We start from the raw sequence: 16,795 nt of genomic DNA on the forward strand, positions 1-16,795 counted from the left end.
ATGGAGCGTTCACCCCCCGTCGATTTCGCTCGAGTGGCCCGGCTGCGCACAGCCAGCCCTGTGGACACCGAGGCCACTCGAGGGTGCAAGCGCGGGGGCGGGGACTCAGCCGGGACGGCGGCGCGCCAGTTCCGCGAGCCGGCCACGGTCGAGCCCGGCCCGCTCGCTCACCTCGTCCACATCGATCGCCCCGCACTCGAGCCCGCGCAGGACGAATCCCGCCAGAGCAGCCGCAGTGGCGGGCTCGTCGAGGTACTCGGACACGCCCTCACCGGCGAGCGCGCGCAGCCGGCCCGCCGCGGAGGCGAACCCCTCCCGGTAGAAGGCGAACGTCGCGGCGTAGCGGGTCGGCAGCTGTCCGGGATCCAGGTCCCAGCCCTGGTAGAACCCGCGCTCCAGCGAGCGCCGGACCAGGCGATAGTGCAGGGCCCAGCCCCGGTGCACGGCCGCGCGGTCACCGACGGGGAGCACGTTGGTGGACCCGTCCGAGACGGCCACCCCGGTCCCGGCGGCGGCGACCTGCATGACGGCCTTGGCGTGATCAGCGGCCGGGTGCTCCATGCTCTGCTGCGAGGCAGCGATGCCGAGTGAAGCCGAGTAGTCGTACGTGCCGTAGTGCAGCCCCAGGAGGCGAGAGCCCCCCGCGTGGACCATGCGTGCGACCAGCGCCGTCCCGTCGGGTCCGAGCACGGCCTGCGGCGTCTCGACCTGCACCTCGAAGCGGAGCGCACCCCGCGCGAGCTCGTGCGCCTCCTCGAGCCACTCGCAGGCCGTGACCATCGCCGACACCTGCTCGACCGACGTGACCTTCGGCAGGGTGAGCCGAAGACCGGGGCCCGCTGCCCCGGACCGGGCGAGCCCCCCGATGAAGCGGTCCAGCGTGCGCAGCCCGCGCCGCCGCGTCGCCGGCTCGAAGGACTTGGACCGGATCCCATGGAAGGGTGCCGCGGTGCCTGCCTCGAGGGAGGCTGCGAGGGCGTCGGCAGCGCGGTCGGCCGCCGCGTCCTCGTCCCCGTCCGGTGGACTGCCGTAGCCGTCCTCGAAGTCGATCCGCAGGTCCTCGATCGGCTCGTCCCTGAGCTTGGTCCGGACCCGCGCATACACCTCCTCGGACAGTCCCTCCGGAAGGCCGACCACTCGCGCGAAGGACGCGGCATCCGGCGCGTGTTCGTCGAGGAGGGCGAGCGCTCGGCCACCCCAGTCGGGAACGGTGCGCGCGGCATACGAGGAGGCGGGGACGTACACCGTGTGGAGGGGCTGGCGCCCGCCTCGGTCACCCGGGTACTGGCGAGCGAGCGCGGTGTCGGCATCGGCGAGCTGTTCGTCGAGGCGGGCAGCGAGGTCGTGGACCTCGCTCATCCGGCACCGCCCTCGCCCTCGTCCTCGCCCTCTCCCTCGTCGCTGACGGCCTCGTCGCTGACGGCCTCGTAGGCGGGGAGTGCGAGGAAGTCGGCGAACTCGTCGGCGAGCGCGACCTCCTCGAGGACGCGCGCCGGCGCCACGGTCCACTCGCTGTCGCGCACGTGCGCGGTCTCCTCGAGGAAGACGAGCCGTCCGGACCGCGCCACCTCCTCTCGGCGTGAACGGCGTGCCGGGGGCAGCTCGTCGCGGCGCGGACCGAACTCGCGCTGCAGCGAGGCGACGAAGGCCAGCGCCCCGGGCGTGAGGACCGCCTCGCTCCCCCCGACGTGACCACCGGCGACCTCGACGCGGCCGGCCATGGGACTCAGAGCACTTTCCCGACCGGGGTCGTGCGCAGGTGGTCCGACCCACCGTCGGCGGGCTCCACGGCGCCGCGCACCGCGTGGGCGACCGCGGGGGCCACGACCGGGTCGAACACCGAGGGCACAATGTAGCTGGCGTTCAGCTCCTCCGGGGAGACGGAGTCGGCGATCGCCGTCGCGGCGGCGACCATGACCTCCTGCGTGATGTCCTTGGCTCCGGAGTCGAGCATCCCGCGGAAGAAGCCGGGGAAGCACAGCACGTTGTTGATCTGGTTGGGGTAGTCGGACCTTCCGGTGGCGACGACCGCCGCGTGCTCGCCCGCCGCGAGCGGGTCGACCTCGGGGTCGGGGTTGGCGAGTGCGAAGACGATCGCGTCGTCGGCCATCGTGGCGATGTCGTCGCCGGTGAGCAGGTTGGGCGCTGACACGCCGATGAAGACGTCCGAGTCCTTGAGGACGTCGCGGAGGGACCCCTCCTCGTGGCGCCGGTTGGTGTGCTGGGCGATCCACTGGCGGTCGGGGTCGTCGTAGGACTGGCCGGAGTGGATGGCGCCGGCCCGACCGCAGGCGACGATGTCGGTGGCGCCCTGGGCGAGCAGCAGCTCGATGATCGCGTGGCCCGCGGCCCCGACCCCGCTGACCGCGATGCGGATCGCCCCGATGTCCTTGCCGACGACGCGCAGGGCGTTGGTCAGGGCGGCGAGGACGACGATGGCCGTGCCGTGCTGGTCGTCGTGGAAGACAGGGATGTCGAGCTCGTCCCGGAGCCGCCGCTCGATCTCGAAACACCGTGGCGCAGCGATGTCCTCGAGGTTGATGCCGCCGTAGACCGGAGCGATCGCCTTGACGATCGAGATGATCTCCTCGGTGTCCTGCGTGTCGAGGCAGACCGGCCACGCGTCGACCCCCGCGAACTGCTTGAACAGCGCCGCCTTCCCCTCCATGACGGGCAGCGCGGCCGCCGGCCCGATGTTGCCGAGGCCGAGGACCGCGGAGCCGTCGGTGACGACGGCGACGGTGTTGCGCTTGATCGTGAGGCGGCGGGCGTCGGCCGGGTTGGCGGCGATGGCGAGGCAGATCCGGGCGACCCCGGGCGTGTAGGCGCGCGAGAGGTCGTCGCGGTGCTTGAGCGGCACCTTCGGGTTGACCTCGAGCTTGCCGCCGAGGTGCATCAGGAAGGTGCGGTCGCTGACCTTGCGCACGGAGACGTTGGGGACCCTCGCGAGCGCCTCGGCGATGTCCTCGGCGTGGTCGGCGTCGGAGGCGTCGTAGGTGACGTCGACGACGAGCCGGTCGTGGGTCGACTCGGCGATGTCCAGCGCGGTCAGCGAGCCACCGGCCTGCTGGACCGCGGCGACGAGCCCGCCCGTGGCCCCCGCCGACGACGGGGCCTCGACTCGAACGGTGATGGCATATCCGGGGCTGGGGTTGCGCATGCGGGCCTTCTTCTGCGAAGTGAGGTGGGGGTCGGTATCTGTCTAGCACTCCCGGGGCAGGCGCGCGTGGGCACCCGGAGATTGGCCGTATGCCGCTGGGCTCGCTCCCCGGGCGTGCGTGGCCGCGGCGGGGGGCGGCGTCCTCGAGCCGCCCGGTGGGGACGGCTGGGCACGGTCAGGACAGGTCGGGGCAGGCGTGCACCGCGAGGGGCCACCAGAACATGTCGGAGCACAGCGCGGTGTACTCGGCCGGTGTCACCCACCGGGTCTCGTGGATGCCGTCGTCGCCGTCCGTGAGGGGTGGTCGGACGAGGTCGAGCCGGGCCCGGTAGACCTGCAGATAGGGGCGTCGCGGGTCGATGACGTTGTCGGGGGTGCGCGGCGTGAACCGTTCGTAGCCGACGACGTCGACGCGGGACCCGTCGACCCGCAGGCCGGTCTCCTCCTCGGTCTCGCGCAGGGCGTTCTCGAGGGGTGACTCGCCGGGCTCACGCCAGCCTCCGGGCGAGCCCCACTGGGCGCGGCGGATGCTGTGGACGACGGCGAAGTCCCCGGCGGCGTCGCGCACGAACAGCATCGCCGCGCAGACCTCCGGCTCCGGCACGGGGCGGCTCGAGGCCACGAGGTCGACGTCGCTCGAGCCGTTGGGGAACGGCAGGTCGAGGTAGCGGGCGAGCCCACGGTCGCCACGACGCTTGCGCAACCGCAGCCCGGACGCGTTGAGCCGCCGAGCGAGATCAGCTCCCGAGGTCAGGGTCGCTCCCGCCGCCACCACCTCCGCCCAACGCACGTCCGGGACGTCGTAGTGGTCGCCGTCGAAGGAGCGCTGGTGCAGCCCGACCCTCCTGGCGAGGTCGTGCAGCTCGGTGTAGGAGGAGTCGCTGACGAGGTGGGCGAAGTGCCGGCCGTGCGCCGGCCAGATCGGCTCGTCGATCCACAACGTCATGGAGGCGAGCCTAGCCAGCCCGCCCCACGAGCCCTGTGGACAACGGGACGGGCGGCCGAGCCGATCCGCCTAGCGTTCATGGTGTCAGGTCACCAACCGGCCCCACGAGCCGATCCGAGGAGAACCACCATGGCCAGGTCCGTCGTCGACACCGAGGCGATCCGCGCAGCGTCAATCGACATCCAGCGACTCTCCGACGACATCCAGTCGGCCACCACCGCCCTCCGCGCTCGCCTGGGCTCGCTCAGCGGCGCCTGGGAGGGCCCGGCCCGCGCGCAGTTCGACTCGGTCATGGAGCGCTACAACCAGATGCAGCACAAGATCAACACGACCCTCGGGGAGATCAGCACCCTGACGGCGAAGGCCTCGTCGGCGTATGAGCAGCACGAGACGGCGACCCGGGCGATGTTCTCCTGACCGTGCCCCCGAGCCTCGACCCGGTCATGACATCCACTGCCCCTGGGCCGGGTCGAGCCCCCAACCGGAGGGCGGCTCCCGACGACTGGGAGCCGCCCTCCGGCCCTGCGTGGGTGCGGCCCGGCAGGAGCGAGCCCCGGTCAGTAGTAGCCCTTCTGGCCGTCGAGCAGCTCGCGCACGATGTCGAGATGACCGAGGTGACGGGCCGTCTCCTCGAGCATGTGGTGCAGCATCCACCGCAGCGTGGCTCCCGCCGAGGGCCAGCCCTGACCCAGCCCGGTCTGCTCGAGTGCGTGGGCGGCGATGATCTCGTTGGACCGTTCGCACTGGCGGCGGTAGTCCTCGACCAAGGCCGACAGCGGCACGCCGTCGACCCGCCAGTCCTGGTCGAGCTCCTCACCCCCGGGGCCCTGCTCGAACTGCGGCCCCTCGATCGGGCCCCCGAGGAAGGACACCTCGAACCACGTGTGCTCCGTCCAGCGCAGGTGCGACACGACCCCCGCGACCGTCATGAGCGGCGAGCTCGGAATGACGACGCGGTGGGCGTCCGCGTCCGAGACCCCCTCGCACTTCCAGCGCACGATCTCGCGCTGGAGGTCGAGCCACCCGACGAGCTGGGTGCGTTCGTCCGCCACGAAGGCGGGTCGGTCACGTTCCTCGCGCACGGTGTCGGCCATGCCCTGACGCTAGCGAGCCACCCCGGGGCCAGCACCTGGAATGCCGAGCGAGCCCAGCGGCATACGGCCGACGGTGCGGTCAGCTGGGGGCCGCGGGCTCGGGGACTCTCGGGAGGCGCAGCACGAACGACGTCCGAGGAAGGTGCTCGAGGTCCAGTCGTCCGCCCTCCGCCACGGCCAGCTCCCTCGCGAGGGCCAGGCCCACCCCGGTGCCACCGCCGCCGCTCACGCCCCGCTGGAAGACGTCGGAGCCGAGGGCGTTGCGCCCTTCGTCGGTGACCCGGACGTAGACGTGCGTGTCCGTCTCTCCCGCCTCCACCGTGATGGCTCCCTCCCCGTGGGCGCAGGCGTTCTCGATGAGCACGTCGAGGACCTGGGCCACGGCCCCGGGACTCGTCCTCGCCCTGGCCGTCCGCGCCCCGGTCCGCTCCAGCTGTCGCCCCTGAGTCGCCACCTGGGGCTGCCACCGCAGCACCGACCGGTCCACGACCTCGACGAGATCGACCTCCTGCGCCTCACGCTGGCGCAGCCCACGAGCGAGGTCGAGCAGGTCGGTGATCGCCTCGCTCAGCCGGTCCAGCTCGGACAGCGCATGACGCAGCTCGGCGGCCACATGGGGGGGTGTCTCCGGCCACTGCGAGAGGTCCTCGAGCTCGAGCCGCAGCGCGGTGACCGGGGTTCGCAGCTGGTGGGAGGCGTTGACCGCGAACTCCCGCTCCCGGCGCACGAGCGTGGCGAGCTTCTCGGCACTGGAGCGCAGGGCCGAGCCGATCTGCTCTGCCTCGGGCACGCCGAAGTGGGGCACGTCGACCTCGTCGAACCGGCCGTGTCCGAGGTCTGACGCCGCGTTGGCGAGCTGCCGGAACGGTCGGGACAGCCGCCGCGCCATCCAGAAGCCGGCGATCGCCGACACGGCGACGAGGGCGAGGCCGAGGAGGACGAGGGGCAGCAGCGCCTCCGAGACCCTCTGGTCGACGAGGGCGCCTGACCTCGCCAGGGTGATGCTTCCGCCGCCGGGGAGGGACCGCGTCTGGACGATGTCGTCCGCGCGCGCCGGAGTGATCCCGACCGAGATCACGCGACCGTCCGGTCCGACGTAGCGGATGCCCTCGGCCTCGTTGAGCAGGGGCAGCAGGAAGTCCTCCGTCACGGGCGCCCGGTCATCGGAGCGCGCCTGGACGAGGACGGCCATCAGGACCACGGATCGCTCGATCTTGCGGGACTCGTTCTGGTGGACGAAGTCCGCGAGCAGGTAGGCGCGCGGGATGCCGTAGAGCGCGATCACGGCGACGGTCATGCCGACGAGGACGGCGACGAGCCGCTCACGCATCCGCGGCGCTGCTCTCCAGCCGGAAACCGACCCCTCGCACGGTGACGATCTCCACGGGGGCGTTGGTGTCCTCGAGCTTCTGTCGGAGTCGGCCGATCGTGGCGTCCAGCATCTTCGTCGAGCCGAACCAGTTCTCGTCCCAGACCTCGTTGATGAGCCGCTCGCGGGTCAGGACACTCCCCTGCTCGCTGTCCATCAGGGCGATGACGTCGAACTCCTTCGACGTCGTGGCGAGCTCTTCTGCCCCCACCCACACGCGCCGGGACTGGCGGTCGACCCGGAAGCCGGGCTGCGTCGGTGCTGCCCTGGCCGGCTCCACCGTCGCCCGTCCGCTCCGGCGCAGCAGGGCCCGGGCCCGAGCGAGCAGCTCGGCGAGCGCGAACGGCTTGGCGAGGTAGTCGTCGGCGCCCGTGTCGAGCCCGACCACACGGTCGAGCTCGCCGTCCCGGGCGGTCAGGATGATGATGCCGCCCTCGAAGCCGGCCTCCCGGGCCCGGCGGCACACGTCGAGGCCGTCCATGTCGGGCAGGCCCAGGTCCAGCAGGAGCAGGTCGACCCGGCCGCCCCCCAACCGCTCGGCCGCTCCCGCACCCCGGTCGAGGCGCTCGACGACGTAGCCCTCACGCTCGAGGGTGCGGATCAACGGAGCGGCGATCCGGTCGTCGTCCTCGACCACGAGGACCTGCGGTGCCTCCATGGCCCGAAGCGTAGGCCCTCGGCCGCTCGGCTCGGCTCACTTTCGACGCCTTTCGAGGACCACTGTCGTGGGGATCACTGCCGCCAGCGCGAGCACGGCGACATCGACCCACCCCACGGGACGGGCCGGCTCGCCCGGACTTCCCACCGTCGTGGCCAGCAGGACCCCGACACCCGCTCCGACGGCCACGAGGACGGCCAGCACCCTCCCCTCCACGCAGCTGCTCCGGCACAGCACGTACGACGTCACCAGCGCTGCGGCAGCGAGGCCGAGAGCCAGCACCTCCACGTAGGACGAGAAGGTGCCGGTCAGGACCCGCACCGCGAGGACCACGGCGAGCGCCAGAGTTGCGATCGCGGTGCCCGGGTTGGGCGACTCCGACTCGTCGGGCATCAGAACTCCCGGTCCAGGACGCCGGTCTCCAGGGCGGTGGCGGTCGAGCAGGTGTTGCCGAAGAGGTCCGTGACCGAGGCGGAGGGGGTCCACGCCATCGTGGAGACGTTCGAGACCGTGCGCACGCCGTCGCCACTCGCGAGGGTGCCCAGCTTGATGGTCACCGTGGTCACGAGGATGCCGTTGACGGACGCCGTGCCTGCAGTCATGGTCGCGTTGAACACGGCCGTCTTCCCGCCCTTGACGTAGTCCTCCTTGAGGTTGACCGTGCCGAGGTTGACCACCGAGCCGGCGCGCTGGATGTCGACGGTGTCGTTCTTCCCGGTCAGGCCGAGGAGACCGCCGTCGCGGACCCTCAGGGTGACGGCCTGGGCGCCGCCGTTCCAGCCCGGGGTGACCGTGCCGAGCGCGACCTGGTCGTTGTAGGTGTAGGTGAGGGTGTCGCCCGGTTCGAGCTTGCCCGCGGTCGCCCCGCCGTTGGCGGTCTGCACGTCGTACCCGCGCAGCGGCGTGTTGTCGACCCGCCGGCTGCTGACGACGGCCGAGGTCGTGGTCGCGCCCGTGCCGTCGAGGAGGACGGCGCGGAAGTCGTACAGCCCGTCAGGGGCCGTCGTCGTGTCCCAGGTGCACCGGTACGGCGAGGTGGTCACGGTGCACACGTCGGTCCAGGTCGACGAGCCGCTCGGGGCGCGCTGGATCCTGACGCTCGTCACACCGGCCGTCGAGTTGGCCGCGGCCTCCAGCGTGGCTCGTCCACTCAGGAAGGCACCCGGGTCGAGCATGGTCACCGAGGACACGGTGTTGTCGATGACCCGGTTGGTGACGCTGGGCGAGGTGGCTGCATTCCCGGCCGCGTCGGTCGCGACCGCACGGAAGGAGTAGGTGCCATCGAGCAGCTTCGTCGTGTCGTAGACGCAGCTCCACGGCTCGACGACCAGGGAGCACAGCGGCTGCCAGGTCCCGCCCGAGCGCTGGTACTCGATGACGACCTGCGCCAGGCCGGAATGGGCATCCGACGCCGAGGCCGCGAACGTCCTGACACCGCTCAAGGGCGAGCCGGGGTCCGACATTGTCACCGTCGGGGCCTGGTTGTCCACCATGACGTCGGGAACGATCGCGGACACGGTGGTGGTGGAGCCGGCCGCGGCGACCGAGCGCAGGTCGTAGGAGCCGTTCGCGAAGGATGGCGTGTTCCACGTGCAGGCGTAGGGCGAAGCCAGGTTCGAACAGATCGACTTCCACGTCGTCGTGCCCGCCGGTGCGTACTCCACCCGAACCGTGTAGGTGGTCCCGCCGGCGTTGTAGAGGGTCGTCTGCAGGGCGACGGAGCCGCGCACGAAGTCGCCGGGGTCCGCGAGGACGACGAGGAGGTTGTTTGCCACGGTGGTCTGCACGGTCGCCGACGTGGACGTGTAGCCGGCGTTGTCCGTTGCGACCGCGCGCAGCGAGTAGCTGCCGTCGGTCAGCGTCTTGGTGTTCCAGGCGCAGGTGTACGGCGCCTGGGTCACCGTGCAGATGGTGACCCAGCCGCCACTGGTGGAGAAGTGCTGGATCGCGACGTCCTTGACCCCCGTCTCCGCGTCGGAGGCGGCCGCTGTCAGGGTGACCGTGTCCTTGACCGGCGTGCCCGGGTTCTGCAGCGACACGCTCGGCGGCGTCCAGTCGACGGCCGCTCGCACGGTGGCCGTGTTGCTCGACGACGACGTGAACGCAGCGGTCGAGAAGCCCGTCGGCGCGAGCAGGGCCGCGCCGGCCACGATGGTGGCCAGCGCGGTCCGGAGGATGCGGGTGCTCATGTCGGGCTCCTGTGCTGCGTTCTCAGGTGGTCGGGCTCGGGCGATCAGTGCGAGGCGAGGTCGAGCTGCCCGCGCCGTCGAGCGGGCCGGACGGCCAAGAACAGCTGGCCGAGGCTGTAGAGGGCGACGAGCGACGCGGGGATGCCGATGACGAGCATCCGTGCCTGTCGGTCCGCCAGGGCGATGAGCGCCCAACCGACGTGCGGCACGGCGACCTCGACGACGGGCTGCGTGGGAGCGTTCAGGCTGAACGTCCACGGGTCGACGTCGGCGTTGGCGTCACCCTTGGTCCGCAGCACGGGCTGACCGGTCTCGGACGACGTGATCTCCGTGATGCGATGCGTGACCAGGGTCGAGACACCGCTCGAGGCCGGCGGAACGTAGGTGATGACGTCACCGACCTGCAGCTCGGCCACGGCGACGGGCCGCTCGAGGACGAGCGCACCCTTCTCGAACGTGCCGGACATCGAGCCGCCGGTGATGACGTACCGCTCGTAGCCGAGCACGCCGGGGGCGAGGTAGGCCAGGCCGGCGAGGGTGACGAGGGCGAGCAGCACGTTGGTGACGAGGCCGAGGACCCGGCCGCCACGGCGGCGACGGGCGGAGGCGGGCGTTGAGCTCATGACGACTCCTTCAGGCGGGCAGCGCAGGGGCGGGACGGGAGCGGGGCGCCCCGAAGAGATCGGGGCGCCCCGGTCAGCTCAGGACTGGTCGTACGTGGTCGGCTCGAGGAGCTGGACCGCGTCCCAGGTGAAGCCCGCCGAGGCGATCTTGCCCTGGTCGGCGTCGGGGGCCGAGAGGGCCAACGTGACGGTGAAGACGTAGGTGTTGCTCGCGCCGGCGGCGTAGACGCCGAGGTCCTTGGCCGTGCCATCCACGAGAGCGCCGAACGGACCGTTGTAGACCACGACACCCGTGGTCTGGTTGGTGATGTTGAGGTTGAGGCTGTTGGAGAAGGTGTTCGTCGAGTCGACCTTCTTCAGGCTGAAGGTGCCCGGCAGGGTGCCGGTGTTCGTGATCGTGACCTTGCCGATGACCGTGTCGCCCGGCTTGATGTTGGCGACGTTGAAGATCGCGGCGTTCGCCTTGGAGTTGCTCTGGGTCAGGGTGCCCGAGGCCACGGAGCTGATCGTGTTGTTGCTCGTGGAGGTGAAGGTCGCACCGGACCCGACGGCGATGGCGCCGGCGGCGACGAGGGTGGCGAGGGGGACGAGGATCTTCTTGCTGTTCATGGGTGCTCCTGGGTGGATTCGCGTTGCTTGCGAAGTGGGTTGTTGCGACAGAAGAAACGCTACGGAGGCGTCCTCCACCGGTTCCCCACGCGATTTCCCCACCACCTCCACCGTTTGCTACAGAAGTCCCACAACTGTCTGCAGGTGCCGTCCGGACGGGCCCGCGCGCCGCGCAGGGCGCGAAAAAGGCGAGTGCCGGACGCGCGATAGGTCGCGCGTCCGGCACTCGCCGGAGTGGAAGGTCAGGGCTGGATCAGAAGCCCATGCCGCCCATGTCACCCATGTCGCCGCCCGGAGCAGCCGCAGAGGCCTTCTCCGGCTTGTCGGCGATGACGGCCTCGGTCGTGAGGAAGAGCGCCGCGATCGACGCAGCGTTCTGCAGCGCGGAGCGCGTCACCTTGACCGGGTCGATGATGCCGGCGGCGAGCAGGTCGCCGTACTCGCCCGTGGCCGCGTTGAGACCGTGGCCCGGCGGGAGGTTGCGCACCTTCTCGGCCACGACTCCACCCTCGAGACCGGCGTTGATCGCGATCTGCTTGAGCGGGGCCTCGACCGCCACGCGGACGATGTTGGCACCGGTGGCCTCGTCACCCTCGAGCGTGAGGGTGTCGAGCACCTTGGCGGCCTGGATGAGGGCGACGCCACCACCGGCGACGATGCCCTCCTCGACGGCAGCCTTGGCGTTGCGCACGGCGTCCTCGATGCGGTGCTTGCGCTCCTTGAGCTCGACCTCCGTGGCCGCACCCGCCTTGATGACGGCGACGCCGCCGGCGAGCTTGGCGAGGCGCTCCTGGAGCTTCTCGCGGTCGTAGTCGGAGTCCGACTTCTCGATCTCGGCCTTGATCTGGGCGATCCGGCCCTCGATCGCGCTGCGGTCCTGCGCGTCCTCGACGATGGTCGTCTCGTCCTTGGTGACGACGACCTTGCGAGCCTTGCCGAGCAGGTCGAGGGTGGCGTTCTCGAGCTTGAGCCCGACCTCCTCGGAGATGACCTGGCCACCCGTGAGGATGGCGATGTCGGTCAGCATCGCCTTGCGACGGTCACCGAAGCCCGGAGCCTTGACGGCGACGGACTTGAACGTGCCGCGGATCTTGTTCACGACGAGGGTGGCCAGGGCCTCGCCCTCGACGTCCTCGGCGATGATGAGCAGCGGCTTGCCGGACTGCATGACCTTCTCGAGGAGGGGCAGCAGGTCCTTGACGGAGCCGATCTTGGAGTTCGCGACGAGGACGTAGGCGTCGTCGAGGACGGTCTCCATCCGCTCGGTGTCGGTGACGAAGTACGCGGAGATGTAGCCCTTGTCGAAGCGCATCCCCTCGGTCATCTCCAGCTCGAGGCCCATGGTGTTGGAGTCCTCGACGGTGATGACGCCTTCCTTGCCGACCTTGTCCATCGCCTCGGCGATGAGGCCACCGATCTCCTCGTCAGCCGCGGAGATGGAGGCGGTGGAGGCGATCTCCTCCTTGGTCTCGATCTCCTTGGCGGAGTCGAGCAGGGCCGTGGAGACGGCCTCGACGGCCTTCTCGATACCGCGCTTGAGGGCCATCGGGTTGGCGCCGGCGGCAACGTTGCGCAGGCCCTCCTTCACCATGGCCTGGGCGAGCACGGTCGCCGTCGTCGTGCCGTCACCGGCGACGTCGTCGGTCTTCTTGGCAACTTCCTTGACGAGCTCGGCGCCGATCTTCTCGTACGGGTCGTCGAGCTCGATCTCCTTGGCGATCGAGACACCGTCGTTGGTGATCGTGGGTGCGCCCCACTTCTTCTCCAGGACGACGTTGCGGCCCTTCGGGCCCAGCGTGACGCGGACGGCGTCGGCAAGGATGTTCATGCCGCGCTCGAGGCCGCGACGCGCCTCTTCGTCAAACGCAATGGTCTTGGCCATTCGGGTGGTTCCTCCCACACGAGTTGCTACGACTGACGCGGTGGGCGCTCCGGTCTTCCCTCGCCGGGGCTCGGTCGATCGTCACGCCCTGCGTCACTCGATACGTTGGTTGGTGGCCCGCACGACGCCCGCGACGGACGAGGTCGGCTCCCGCAGCTCACGTCGCTGGGAAAACGGCCCCTCGTGGTGCGGCCCATTTCTGTCACTCCCACGAGGAGAGTGCTAACGCCATTATTGGCACTCTCATGGGGAGAGTGCAAACCCTCGGCGAAGGAGGTGACGGCACCGGCCGTCAGTATCAGGACGGGGCAGGCAGGGCGGAAGCGAGCCGAGCGGCATACGAGGCGGCCTCCTCCTCGCTGGCGTAGGTCGTGCGCGGCCAGAAGAAGCCCCGCAACCCGTCCCCCTTGGTGCGCGGCACCACGTGGACGTGCAGGTGGGGCACCGACTGGCTGACGACGTTGTTCATCGCCACGAAGGTGCCCTGGGCGCCGAGCCCACCCACGACCGCCGCGGCCAGTCGACGCGCAGCGCGCGTGAGGCCCGCCTCGAGGCCGTCCGGCAGGTCGAGCAGGGTGGGCACATGGGCCCGGGTGACGAGCAGGACGTGGCCCTTGAAGACCGGTCTGCGATCGAGGAACGCGACGAAGTGCGGCTCGTCGAGGACGATGTCGGCGGCGAGGTCGCCGGCCGCGATCGCGCAGAACGTGCAGTCCATGGCGCCCAGCGTGCCATGGCTCAGAGGCAGACCCCGAAGAGCTCGACCGAGCAGTCCGCCGCCTGCGCCTCGGCGCCCGCCTTGGGCGTCTTGGTCGGCTTGTTGGGGTTCGACGGCTTGGACGGCCGCTCGGACGTCGTGGTGGTCGTCTCCGACTGCCTGGGCGTGACGGTCGGGCTCGGCGCCGGCGGCGGCTCGGTCGGGTCAGTGGTGGGCTCCGGCTCGGACCCTGACGTGGCGCGAGCGCTCGAGGTCGGGGGGGCCGTCCCGGCGGTCGAACGGGGGGTCGTCGTCGCCGTCGCCCCACCCTGCCCGGCCACGGTCCGCCAGTCACCCGGCGCCGGCTCCTGCGTCCACTCCGACCCGAGCGTCGTCGGGATGAGGCCCGAGGACAGCGGCTGCTCCCGCCACTGGCTGTCGTCCGGCCACCACAGGATCAGTCCGCCGAGGAGCGCCACGACCGCCAGTCCGGCGGCGACGACCGCGTTGCGGCGCCGTCTGGCTGCTCGCTCTCTGGCCTTCATCTCCGCACGCATGGCACACCAAGGTAGACGAAACGGGCACCCCGTGCGCATTTCGGCCCCTCCCGATACGGTGACGGGCACCGATAGGGCAGGACGACGCGGGAGGTCGCGGTGATGGGCTCGGGTTTCCTCGAGGTGGCGGACCAGGTGTTCGTGGCCCGTTACCCGCAGTGGGATGTCAACGTCGGCCTCGTCCTGGGTCGGGACGGCGCCGTCGTCGTGGACACCAGGGCGAGCAGCCTGCAGGGCTTCGAGGTCCTCGACGACATCCGGCGGCTGGGCGCCGATATCGAGGTGCGCCACGTCGTCAACACCCACGTCCACTTCGACCACACGTTCGGCAACGGCGCGTTCACCGCGGCGACGGTGCACGCCCACGCCAACGTCGCGCGGTCGCTCGACGCCGACGTCGAGCGCATCAAGTCGCTGTTCCGCGCCGACCCCGGCGACGGGCCCGAGGCGGGCTACACCTCACGCGACGTCGTCGAGGTGCTGGCCACGGCGGTCCGGGCGCCGGACAGCACGTTCGGGCACAGTGCCACGATCGACCTCGGCAACCGCGTGGTGACGATGACCTGGTCCGGGCGCGGTCACACCGACGGCGACATCAGCGTCCACGTCGCCGACGCCGGGGCGATGTTCCTCGGCGACCTCATCGAGGAGTCGGCACCGCCGTCCTTCGGTCAGGACTGCTGGCCGCTCGAGTGGGCGGGCACGCTGACCGAGCACCTTGGCTGGCTCGACGCCGACAGCGTCGTCGTGCCCGGACACGGCAGTCCGGTCGACGCCGAGTTCGTCCGCAGCCAGCGCGACGCCGTCGCGACGGTCGGCCAGGTGATCCGTGAGCGTCGCGCCGCGGGCTGGTCGCTCGAGGCCGCCGTCGCGGAGCCGGACTCGAGGCTTCCGTACGCCCTGGACCGGCTCGACTCGGCGTTCCGTCGCGGGTGGCTGCACGCTGCGCAGGACGGCGGCGACGCGGCCGCATCGACGAGCGCGACCGCATCGACAGCCTCGAGCGCGCGCCCGGGGCCGGACTGACCGGGAGCTCAGGCGAGCGCCGAGGGGAACGCCTCCGACCAGCAGCGGATGGCCAGGCCCCCGTCGCCGGAGCGGTCCACCGAGGTCGCGGCCAGCAGGGCATGGACGATCGCCCGCGAGACGCAGTCGGCGCCCGCCTCCATCAGCAGCATGAGGTCGACAGCCTCGACCGGGTCATGCGCACCGGTCGCCATGGCGAAGAGGGTGTCGCCGTCGAACGGTGTGTGGACCGGCTTGATCGCCCGGGCGAAGCCGTCGTGGCCGACGCCGGCAAGCTTCTGGCACTGCGCCTTCGTCAACGTCGCATCGGTGGCGATGACCCCGATCGTCGTCGCCATCGCAGGCAACCCGGCCATCCGGTCCGGGAGGGACTCGGCCCGGCGGACCGCCTCGGCCAACTCCTCCGGGGACGCCACCCCGACGTGACTGAACTCGCCCTCGAGGCCGAGCCCAGCGGCATACGGCCTGCCGGTGGCCGGGTCCACAGCGGACCCGATGGCGTTGAGCGCGACGATGGCGCCGACGGTCACGCCCGACGGCAGGACCACGCTCGCGGTGCCGACCCCTCCCTTCAGCCCGCCCACGCGGGCCCCCGTGCCGGCCCCGACGCAGCCCTGGGCGACGGACGGGACGGCGGCGTCGTAGGCGGCTCTGCCGTCGTTCGCGCGCGGGTGGTGGCGCCAGGTGCCGCCCCGCCCGAGGTCGAACAGGATCGCGGCCGGCACGATCGGCACGACCTGGCCCGGCTCGCGGGTCGGCCAGCCCCGGCCATCGTCGAACAGCCCCTCGACGACGCCGTCCGCGGCCCCCAGGCCCGGAGCGCTGCCGCCGCCGAGGACGATCGCGTCGACCCGGTCGACGAGGTTGCGCGGGTCGAGCAGGTCGGTCTCGCGGGTGCCCGGTCCCCCGCCGCGGACGTCGACGCCGGCGACGGCGCCGCCGGGGGGCGCCACGACGACCGTGACGCCCGTGAGCCAGCCGGGCTCGTCCCTCGTGCAGTGGCCGACCCGGATGCCGGCGACGTCGACGACGGAGTTGGTCGGTCCGGGCCGGCTCTGGGCGCTCACTCGGGGTCCCTCAGGTCGAACTCCATCAGCCGGCCCGGCGAGCTGAAACCGAGCCGCTCGTAGAACTGCTGCTCCTTCTCGTCGGGCGCGTTGACCCGGATCCACTTGACGTCGGTGGAGCGCGACCACTCGATCATCGCCTCGGTGAGGGCCCGCGCCACCCCGAGGTCACGGCAGTCGGGGATCACGAAGAGGCCACCGACGTGGAGCCAGCTCACGTCCTTGCGCCCAGGCCAGGGCAGCGCCCGGATCCGGCGCGTCTCGAGGATGCCGGCGTGCTGGCGGCGGGCCTCCGCGATCCACGTGGGCCGGTCGGGGCGCTCGGCCAGCCACGCGTCGACGAACCGGTCGAGGTAGCCCGGCTCGGACGGCAGGCCGAGCTCGCGGGCGAACTGCAGGTGCAGGGCGGCGACGATGAAGGCGTCATCGGCTCCCGCGCGGCGAACCACGACGTCGGCCATGGGGGAAGTGAACCACGCTCCCCACCGTCACAGCAGGTCGCGACACCCGGGAAGGGGGCCTCAGGCGTTGAAGCCGAGGCGGCGGCTCGTGCGTGCCCGCTGCCGGCTCGTCCGCATCCGGCGCAGCCGCTTGATCAGCATGGGGTCGGCCGCGAGCGCGGCCGGGCTGTCGAGGAGGGCGTTGAGCACCTGGTAGTAGCGCGTGGAGCTCATGTCGAAGAGCTCCTTGATGGCCTGCTCCTTGGAGCCGGCGTACTTCCACCACTGTCGCTCGAAGGCCAGGATCTCGAGGTCCCGGTCACTGAGCTCGCTCTCGGAGTGGTGCGTCTGCTCCGTGGCGTGTTCTGTGCTCATGGTCCCTGTCTCTGAGTTGCGCCGGTTGTCGGCTGGTCGTGCGAAACGGTAACGACTCCCCGCCTGGCTCTTCCAATCGGGAAGATGTCCATCCCGTGAACTC

General features: G+C 71.2%; 18 protein-coding genes and 1 pseudogene. 2 read left to right on the plus strand and 17 right to left on the minus strand.

The features are described 5' to 3' along the window. Positions 1-105: 105 nt before the first annotated feature. The 4 genes from ABWV20_RS13690 to ABWV20_RS13705 form a co-directional block, all read right to left on the minus strand. On the minus strand, positions 106-1,359 hold the full coding sequence (locus tag ABWV20_RS13690) for a DUF6986 family protein (RefSeq protein WP_353355946.1): 1,254 nt from the start codon (positions 1,357-1,359) through the stop codon (positions 106-108). After that, a complete protein-coding gene (locus tag ABWV20_RS13695) occupies positions 1,356-1,721 on the minus strand; it encodes a hypothetical protein (RefSeq protein WP_353355948.1) in 366 nt (121 codons plus the stop codon). The genes ABWV20_RS13690 and ABWV20_RS13695 overlap by 4 nt, the downstream gene beginning before the upstream one ends. Positions 1,722-1,726: 5 nt before the next feature. After that, a complete protein-coding gene (locus ABWV20_RS13700) occupies positions 1,727-3,160 on the minus strand; it encodes an NAD-dependent malic enzyme (protein WP_353355950.1) in 1,434 nt (477 codons plus the stop codon). 175 nt (positions 3,161-3,335) lie between these two features. Further along, the gene (locus ABWV20_RS13705; RefSeq protein ID WP_353355952.1) at positions 3,336-4,106 is read right to left on the minus strand and encodes a DUF4031 domain-containing protein; all 771 of its coding nucleotides are present in this window, start codon (positions 4,104-4,106) and stop codon (positions 3,336-3,338) included. Between the two features lie 129 nt (positions 4,107-4,235). Between ABWV20_RS13705 and ABWV20_RS13710 the strand changes: the two genes are divergently transcribed. Then, positions 4,236-4,523, plus strand: coding sequence for a WXG100 family type VII secretion target (locus tag ABWV20_RS13710; RefSeq protein ID WP_353355954.1), 288 nt, complete (start codon positions 4,236-4,238; stop codon positions 4,521-4,523). Between the two features lie 140 nt (positions 4,524-4,663). Here ABWV20_RS13710 and ABWV20_RS13715 read toward each other — a convergent pair whose 3' ends face one another. The 10 genes from ABWV20_RS13715 to ABWV20_RS13760 form a co-directional block, all read right to left on the minus strand. Further along, the gene (locus tag ABWV20_RS13715) at positions 4,664-5,200 is read right to left on the minus strand and encodes a DinB family protein (protein ID WP_353355956.1); all 537 of its coding nucleotides are present in this window, start codon (positions 5,198-5,200) and stop codon (positions 4,664-4,666) included. A 79-nt stretch (positions 5,201-5,279) separates the two neighbouring features. After that, complete coding sequence (locus ABWV20_RS13720; RefSeq protein WP_353355958.1) at positions 5,280-6,530, minus strand: HAMP domain-containing sensor histidine kinase; 1,251 nt, start codon at positions 6,528-6,530, stop codon at positions 5,280-5,282. After that, positions 6,523-7,227 carry a response regulator transcription factor gene (locus tag ABWV20_RS13725; RefSeq protein ID WP_353355960.1) on the minus strand — a complete coding sequence of 235 codons (705 nt, stop codon included), beginning with the start codon at positions 7,225-7,227 and terminating at the stop codon, positions 6,523-6,525. Before ABWV20_RS13725 ends, ABWV20_RS13720 begins: the two co-directional genes overlap by 8 nt. A gap of 36 nt (positions 7,228-7,263) precedes the next feature. After that, positions 7,264-7,620, minus strand: coding sequence for a hypothetical protein (locus ABWV20_RS13730; protein WP_353355962.1), 357 nt, complete (start codon positions 7,618-7,620; stop codon positions 7,264-7,266). Continuing rightward, positions 7,620-9,416, minus strand: coding sequence for an Ig-like domain-containing protein (locus ABWV20_RS13735; protein ID WP_353355964.1), 1,797 nt, complete (start codon positions 9,414-9,416; stop codon positions 7,620-7,622). Before ABWV20_RS13735 ends, ABWV20_RS13730 begins: the two co-directional genes overlap by 1 nt. Before the next feature lie 44 nt (positions 9,417-9,460). After that, positions 9,461-10,039, minus strand: a complete 579-nt coding sequence (locus ABWV20_RS13740; protein WP_353355966.1) for a signal peptidase I — start codon at positions 10,037-10,039, stop codon at positions 9,461-9,463. 78 nt (positions 10,040-10,117) lie between these two features. Further along, the gene (locus ABWV20_RS13745) at positions 10,118-10,648 is read right to left on the minus strand and encodes a TasA family protein (RefSeq protein WP_353355968.1); all 531 of its coding nucleotides are present in this window, start codon (positions 10,646-10,648) and stop codon (positions 10,118-10,120) included. A 253-nt stretch (positions 10,649-10,901) separates the two neighbouring features. After that, a complete protein-coding gene (gene groL / locus ABWV20_RS13750) occupies positions 10,902-12,530 on the minus strand; it encodes a chaperonin GroEL (RefSeq protein ID WP_353355970.1) in 1,629 nt (542 codons plus the stop codon). Positions 12,531-12,828: 298 nt separating this feature from the next. Then, positions 12,829-13,248: an HIT family protein gene (locus ABWV20_RS13755; protein ID WP_353355972.1), complete on the minus strand. Its 420-nt coding sequence runs from the start codon at positions 13,246-13,248 to the stop codon at positions 12,829-12,831. A gap of 20 nt (positions 13,249-13,268) precedes the next feature. Continuing rightward, the gene (locus ABWV20_RS13760; protein ID WP_353355974.1) at positions 13,269-13,784 is read right to left on the minus strand and encodes a hypothetical protein; all 516 of its coding nucleotides are present in this window, start codon (positions 13,782-13,784) and stop codon (positions 13,269-13,271) included. Positions 13,785-13,886: 102 nt separating this feature from the next. Between ABWV20_RS13760 and ABWV20_RS13765 the strand changes: the two genes are divergently transcribed. Further along, a complete protein-coding gene (locus tag ABWV20_RS13765) occupies positions 13,887-14,810 on the plus strand; it encodes an MBL fold metallo-hydrolase (RefSeq protein WP_353355976.1) in 924 nt (307 codons plus the stop codon). A gap of 8 nt (positions 14,811-14,818) precedes the next feature. Here ABWV20_RS13765 and ABWV20_RS13770 read toward each other — a convergent pair whose 3' ends face one another. The 3 genes and pseudogenes from ABWV20_RS13770 to napA all read right to left on the minus strand — a co-directional run. Beyond that, entirely contained in the window at positions 14,819-15,877 is a 1,059-nt protein-coding gene (locus ABWV20_RS13770; protein WP_353355978.1) for a P1 family peptidase, read from the minus strand. Continuing rightward, entirely contained in the window at positions 15,874-16,338 is a 465-nt protein-coding gene (locus ABWV20_RS13775) for a GNAT family N-acetyltransferase (protein ID WP_353355980.1), read from the minus strand. Before ABWV20_RS13775 ends, ABWV20_RS13770 begins: the two co-directional genes overlap by 4 nt. Before the next feature lie 60 nt (positions 16,339-16,398). Beyond that, positions 16,399-16,722 (minus strand): annotated as a pseudogene (napA, locus tag ABWV20_RS13780) (nucleoid-associated protein NapA); the annotation flags it as partial. Positions 16,723-16,795: the final 73 nt, after the last annotated feature.

The organism is Intrasporangium sp. DVR, from assembly GCF_040365325.1.
Taxonomy (GTDB): Bacteria; Actinomycetota; Actinomycetes; order Actinomycetales; family Dermatophilaceae; genus Intrasporangium.

Bases quoted from the DNA above. Each gene is read 5' to 3' on its own strand.
- ABWV20_RS13690 (WP_353355946.1), bottom strand. From the start codon at position 1,359: ATGAGCGAGGTCCACGACCTCGCTGCCCGCCTCGACGAACAGCTCGCC.
- ABWV20_RS13695 (WP_353355948.1), bottom strand. From the start codon at position 1,721: ATGGCCGGCCGCGTCGAGGTCGCCGGTGGTCACGTCGGGGGGAGCGAG.
- ABWV20_RS13700 (WP_353355950.1), bottom strand. From the start codon at position 3,160: ATGCGCAACCCCAGCCCCGGATATGCCATCACCGTTCGAGTCGAGGCC.
- ABWV20_RS13705 (WP_353355952.1), bottom strand. From the start codon at position 4,106: ATGACGTTGTGGATCGACGAGCCGATCTGGCCGGCGCACGGCCGGCAC.
- ABWV20_RS13710 (WP_353355954.1), top strand. From the start codon at position 4,236: ATGGCCAGGTCCGTCGTCGACACCGAGGCGATCCGCGCAGCGTCAATC.
- ABWV20_RS13715 (WP_353355956.1), bottom strand. From the start codon at position 5,200: ATGGCCGACACCGTGCGCGAGGAACGTGACCGACCCGCCTTCGTGGCG.
- ABWV20_RS13720 (WP_353355958.1), bottom strand. From the start codon at position 6,530: ATGCGTGAGCGGCTCGTCGCCGTCCTCGTCGGCATGACCGTCGCCGTG.
- ABWV20_RS13725 (WP_353355960.1), bottom strand. From the start codon at position 7,227: ATGGAGGCACCGCAGGTCCTCGTGGTCGAGGACGACGACCGGATCGCC.
- ABWV20_RS13730 (WP_353355962.1), bottom strand. From the start codon at position 7,620: ATGCCCGACGAGTCGGAGTCGCCCAACCCGGGCACCGCGATCGCAACT.
- ABWV20_RS13735 (WP_353355964.1), bottom strand. From the start codon at position 9,416: ATGAGCACCCGCATCCTCCGGACCGCGCTGGCCACCATCGTGGCCGGC.
- ABWV20_RS13740 (WP_353355966.1), bottom strand. From the start codon at position 10,039: ATGAGCTCAACGCCCGCCTCCGCCCGTCGCCGCCGTGGCGGCCGGGTC.
- ABWV20_RS13745 (WP_353355968.1), bottom strand. From the start codon at position 10,648: ATGAACAGCAAGAAGATCCTCGTCCCCCTCGCCACCCTCGTCGCCGCC.
- groL (WP_353355970.1), bottom strand. From the start codon at position 12,530: ATGGCCAAGACCATTGCGTTTGACGAAGAGGCGCGTCGCGGCCTCGAG.
- ABWV20_RS13755 (WP_353355972.1), bottom strand. From the start codon at position 13,248: ATGGACTGCACGTTCTGCGCGATCGCGGCCGGCGACCTCGCCGCCGAC.
- ABWV20_RS13760 (WP_353355974.1), bottom strand. From the start codon at position 13,784: ATGCGTGCGGAGATGAAGGCCAGAGAGCGAGCAGCCAGACGGCGCCGC.
- ABWV20_RS13765 (WP_353355976.1), top strand. From the start codon at position 13,887: ATGGGCTCGGGTTTCCTCGAGGTGGCGGACCAGGTGTTCGTGGCCCGT.
- ABWV20_RS13775 (WP_353355980.1), bottom strand. From the start codon at position 16,338: ATGGCCGACGTCGTGGTTCGCCGCGCGGGAGCCGATGACGCCTTCATC.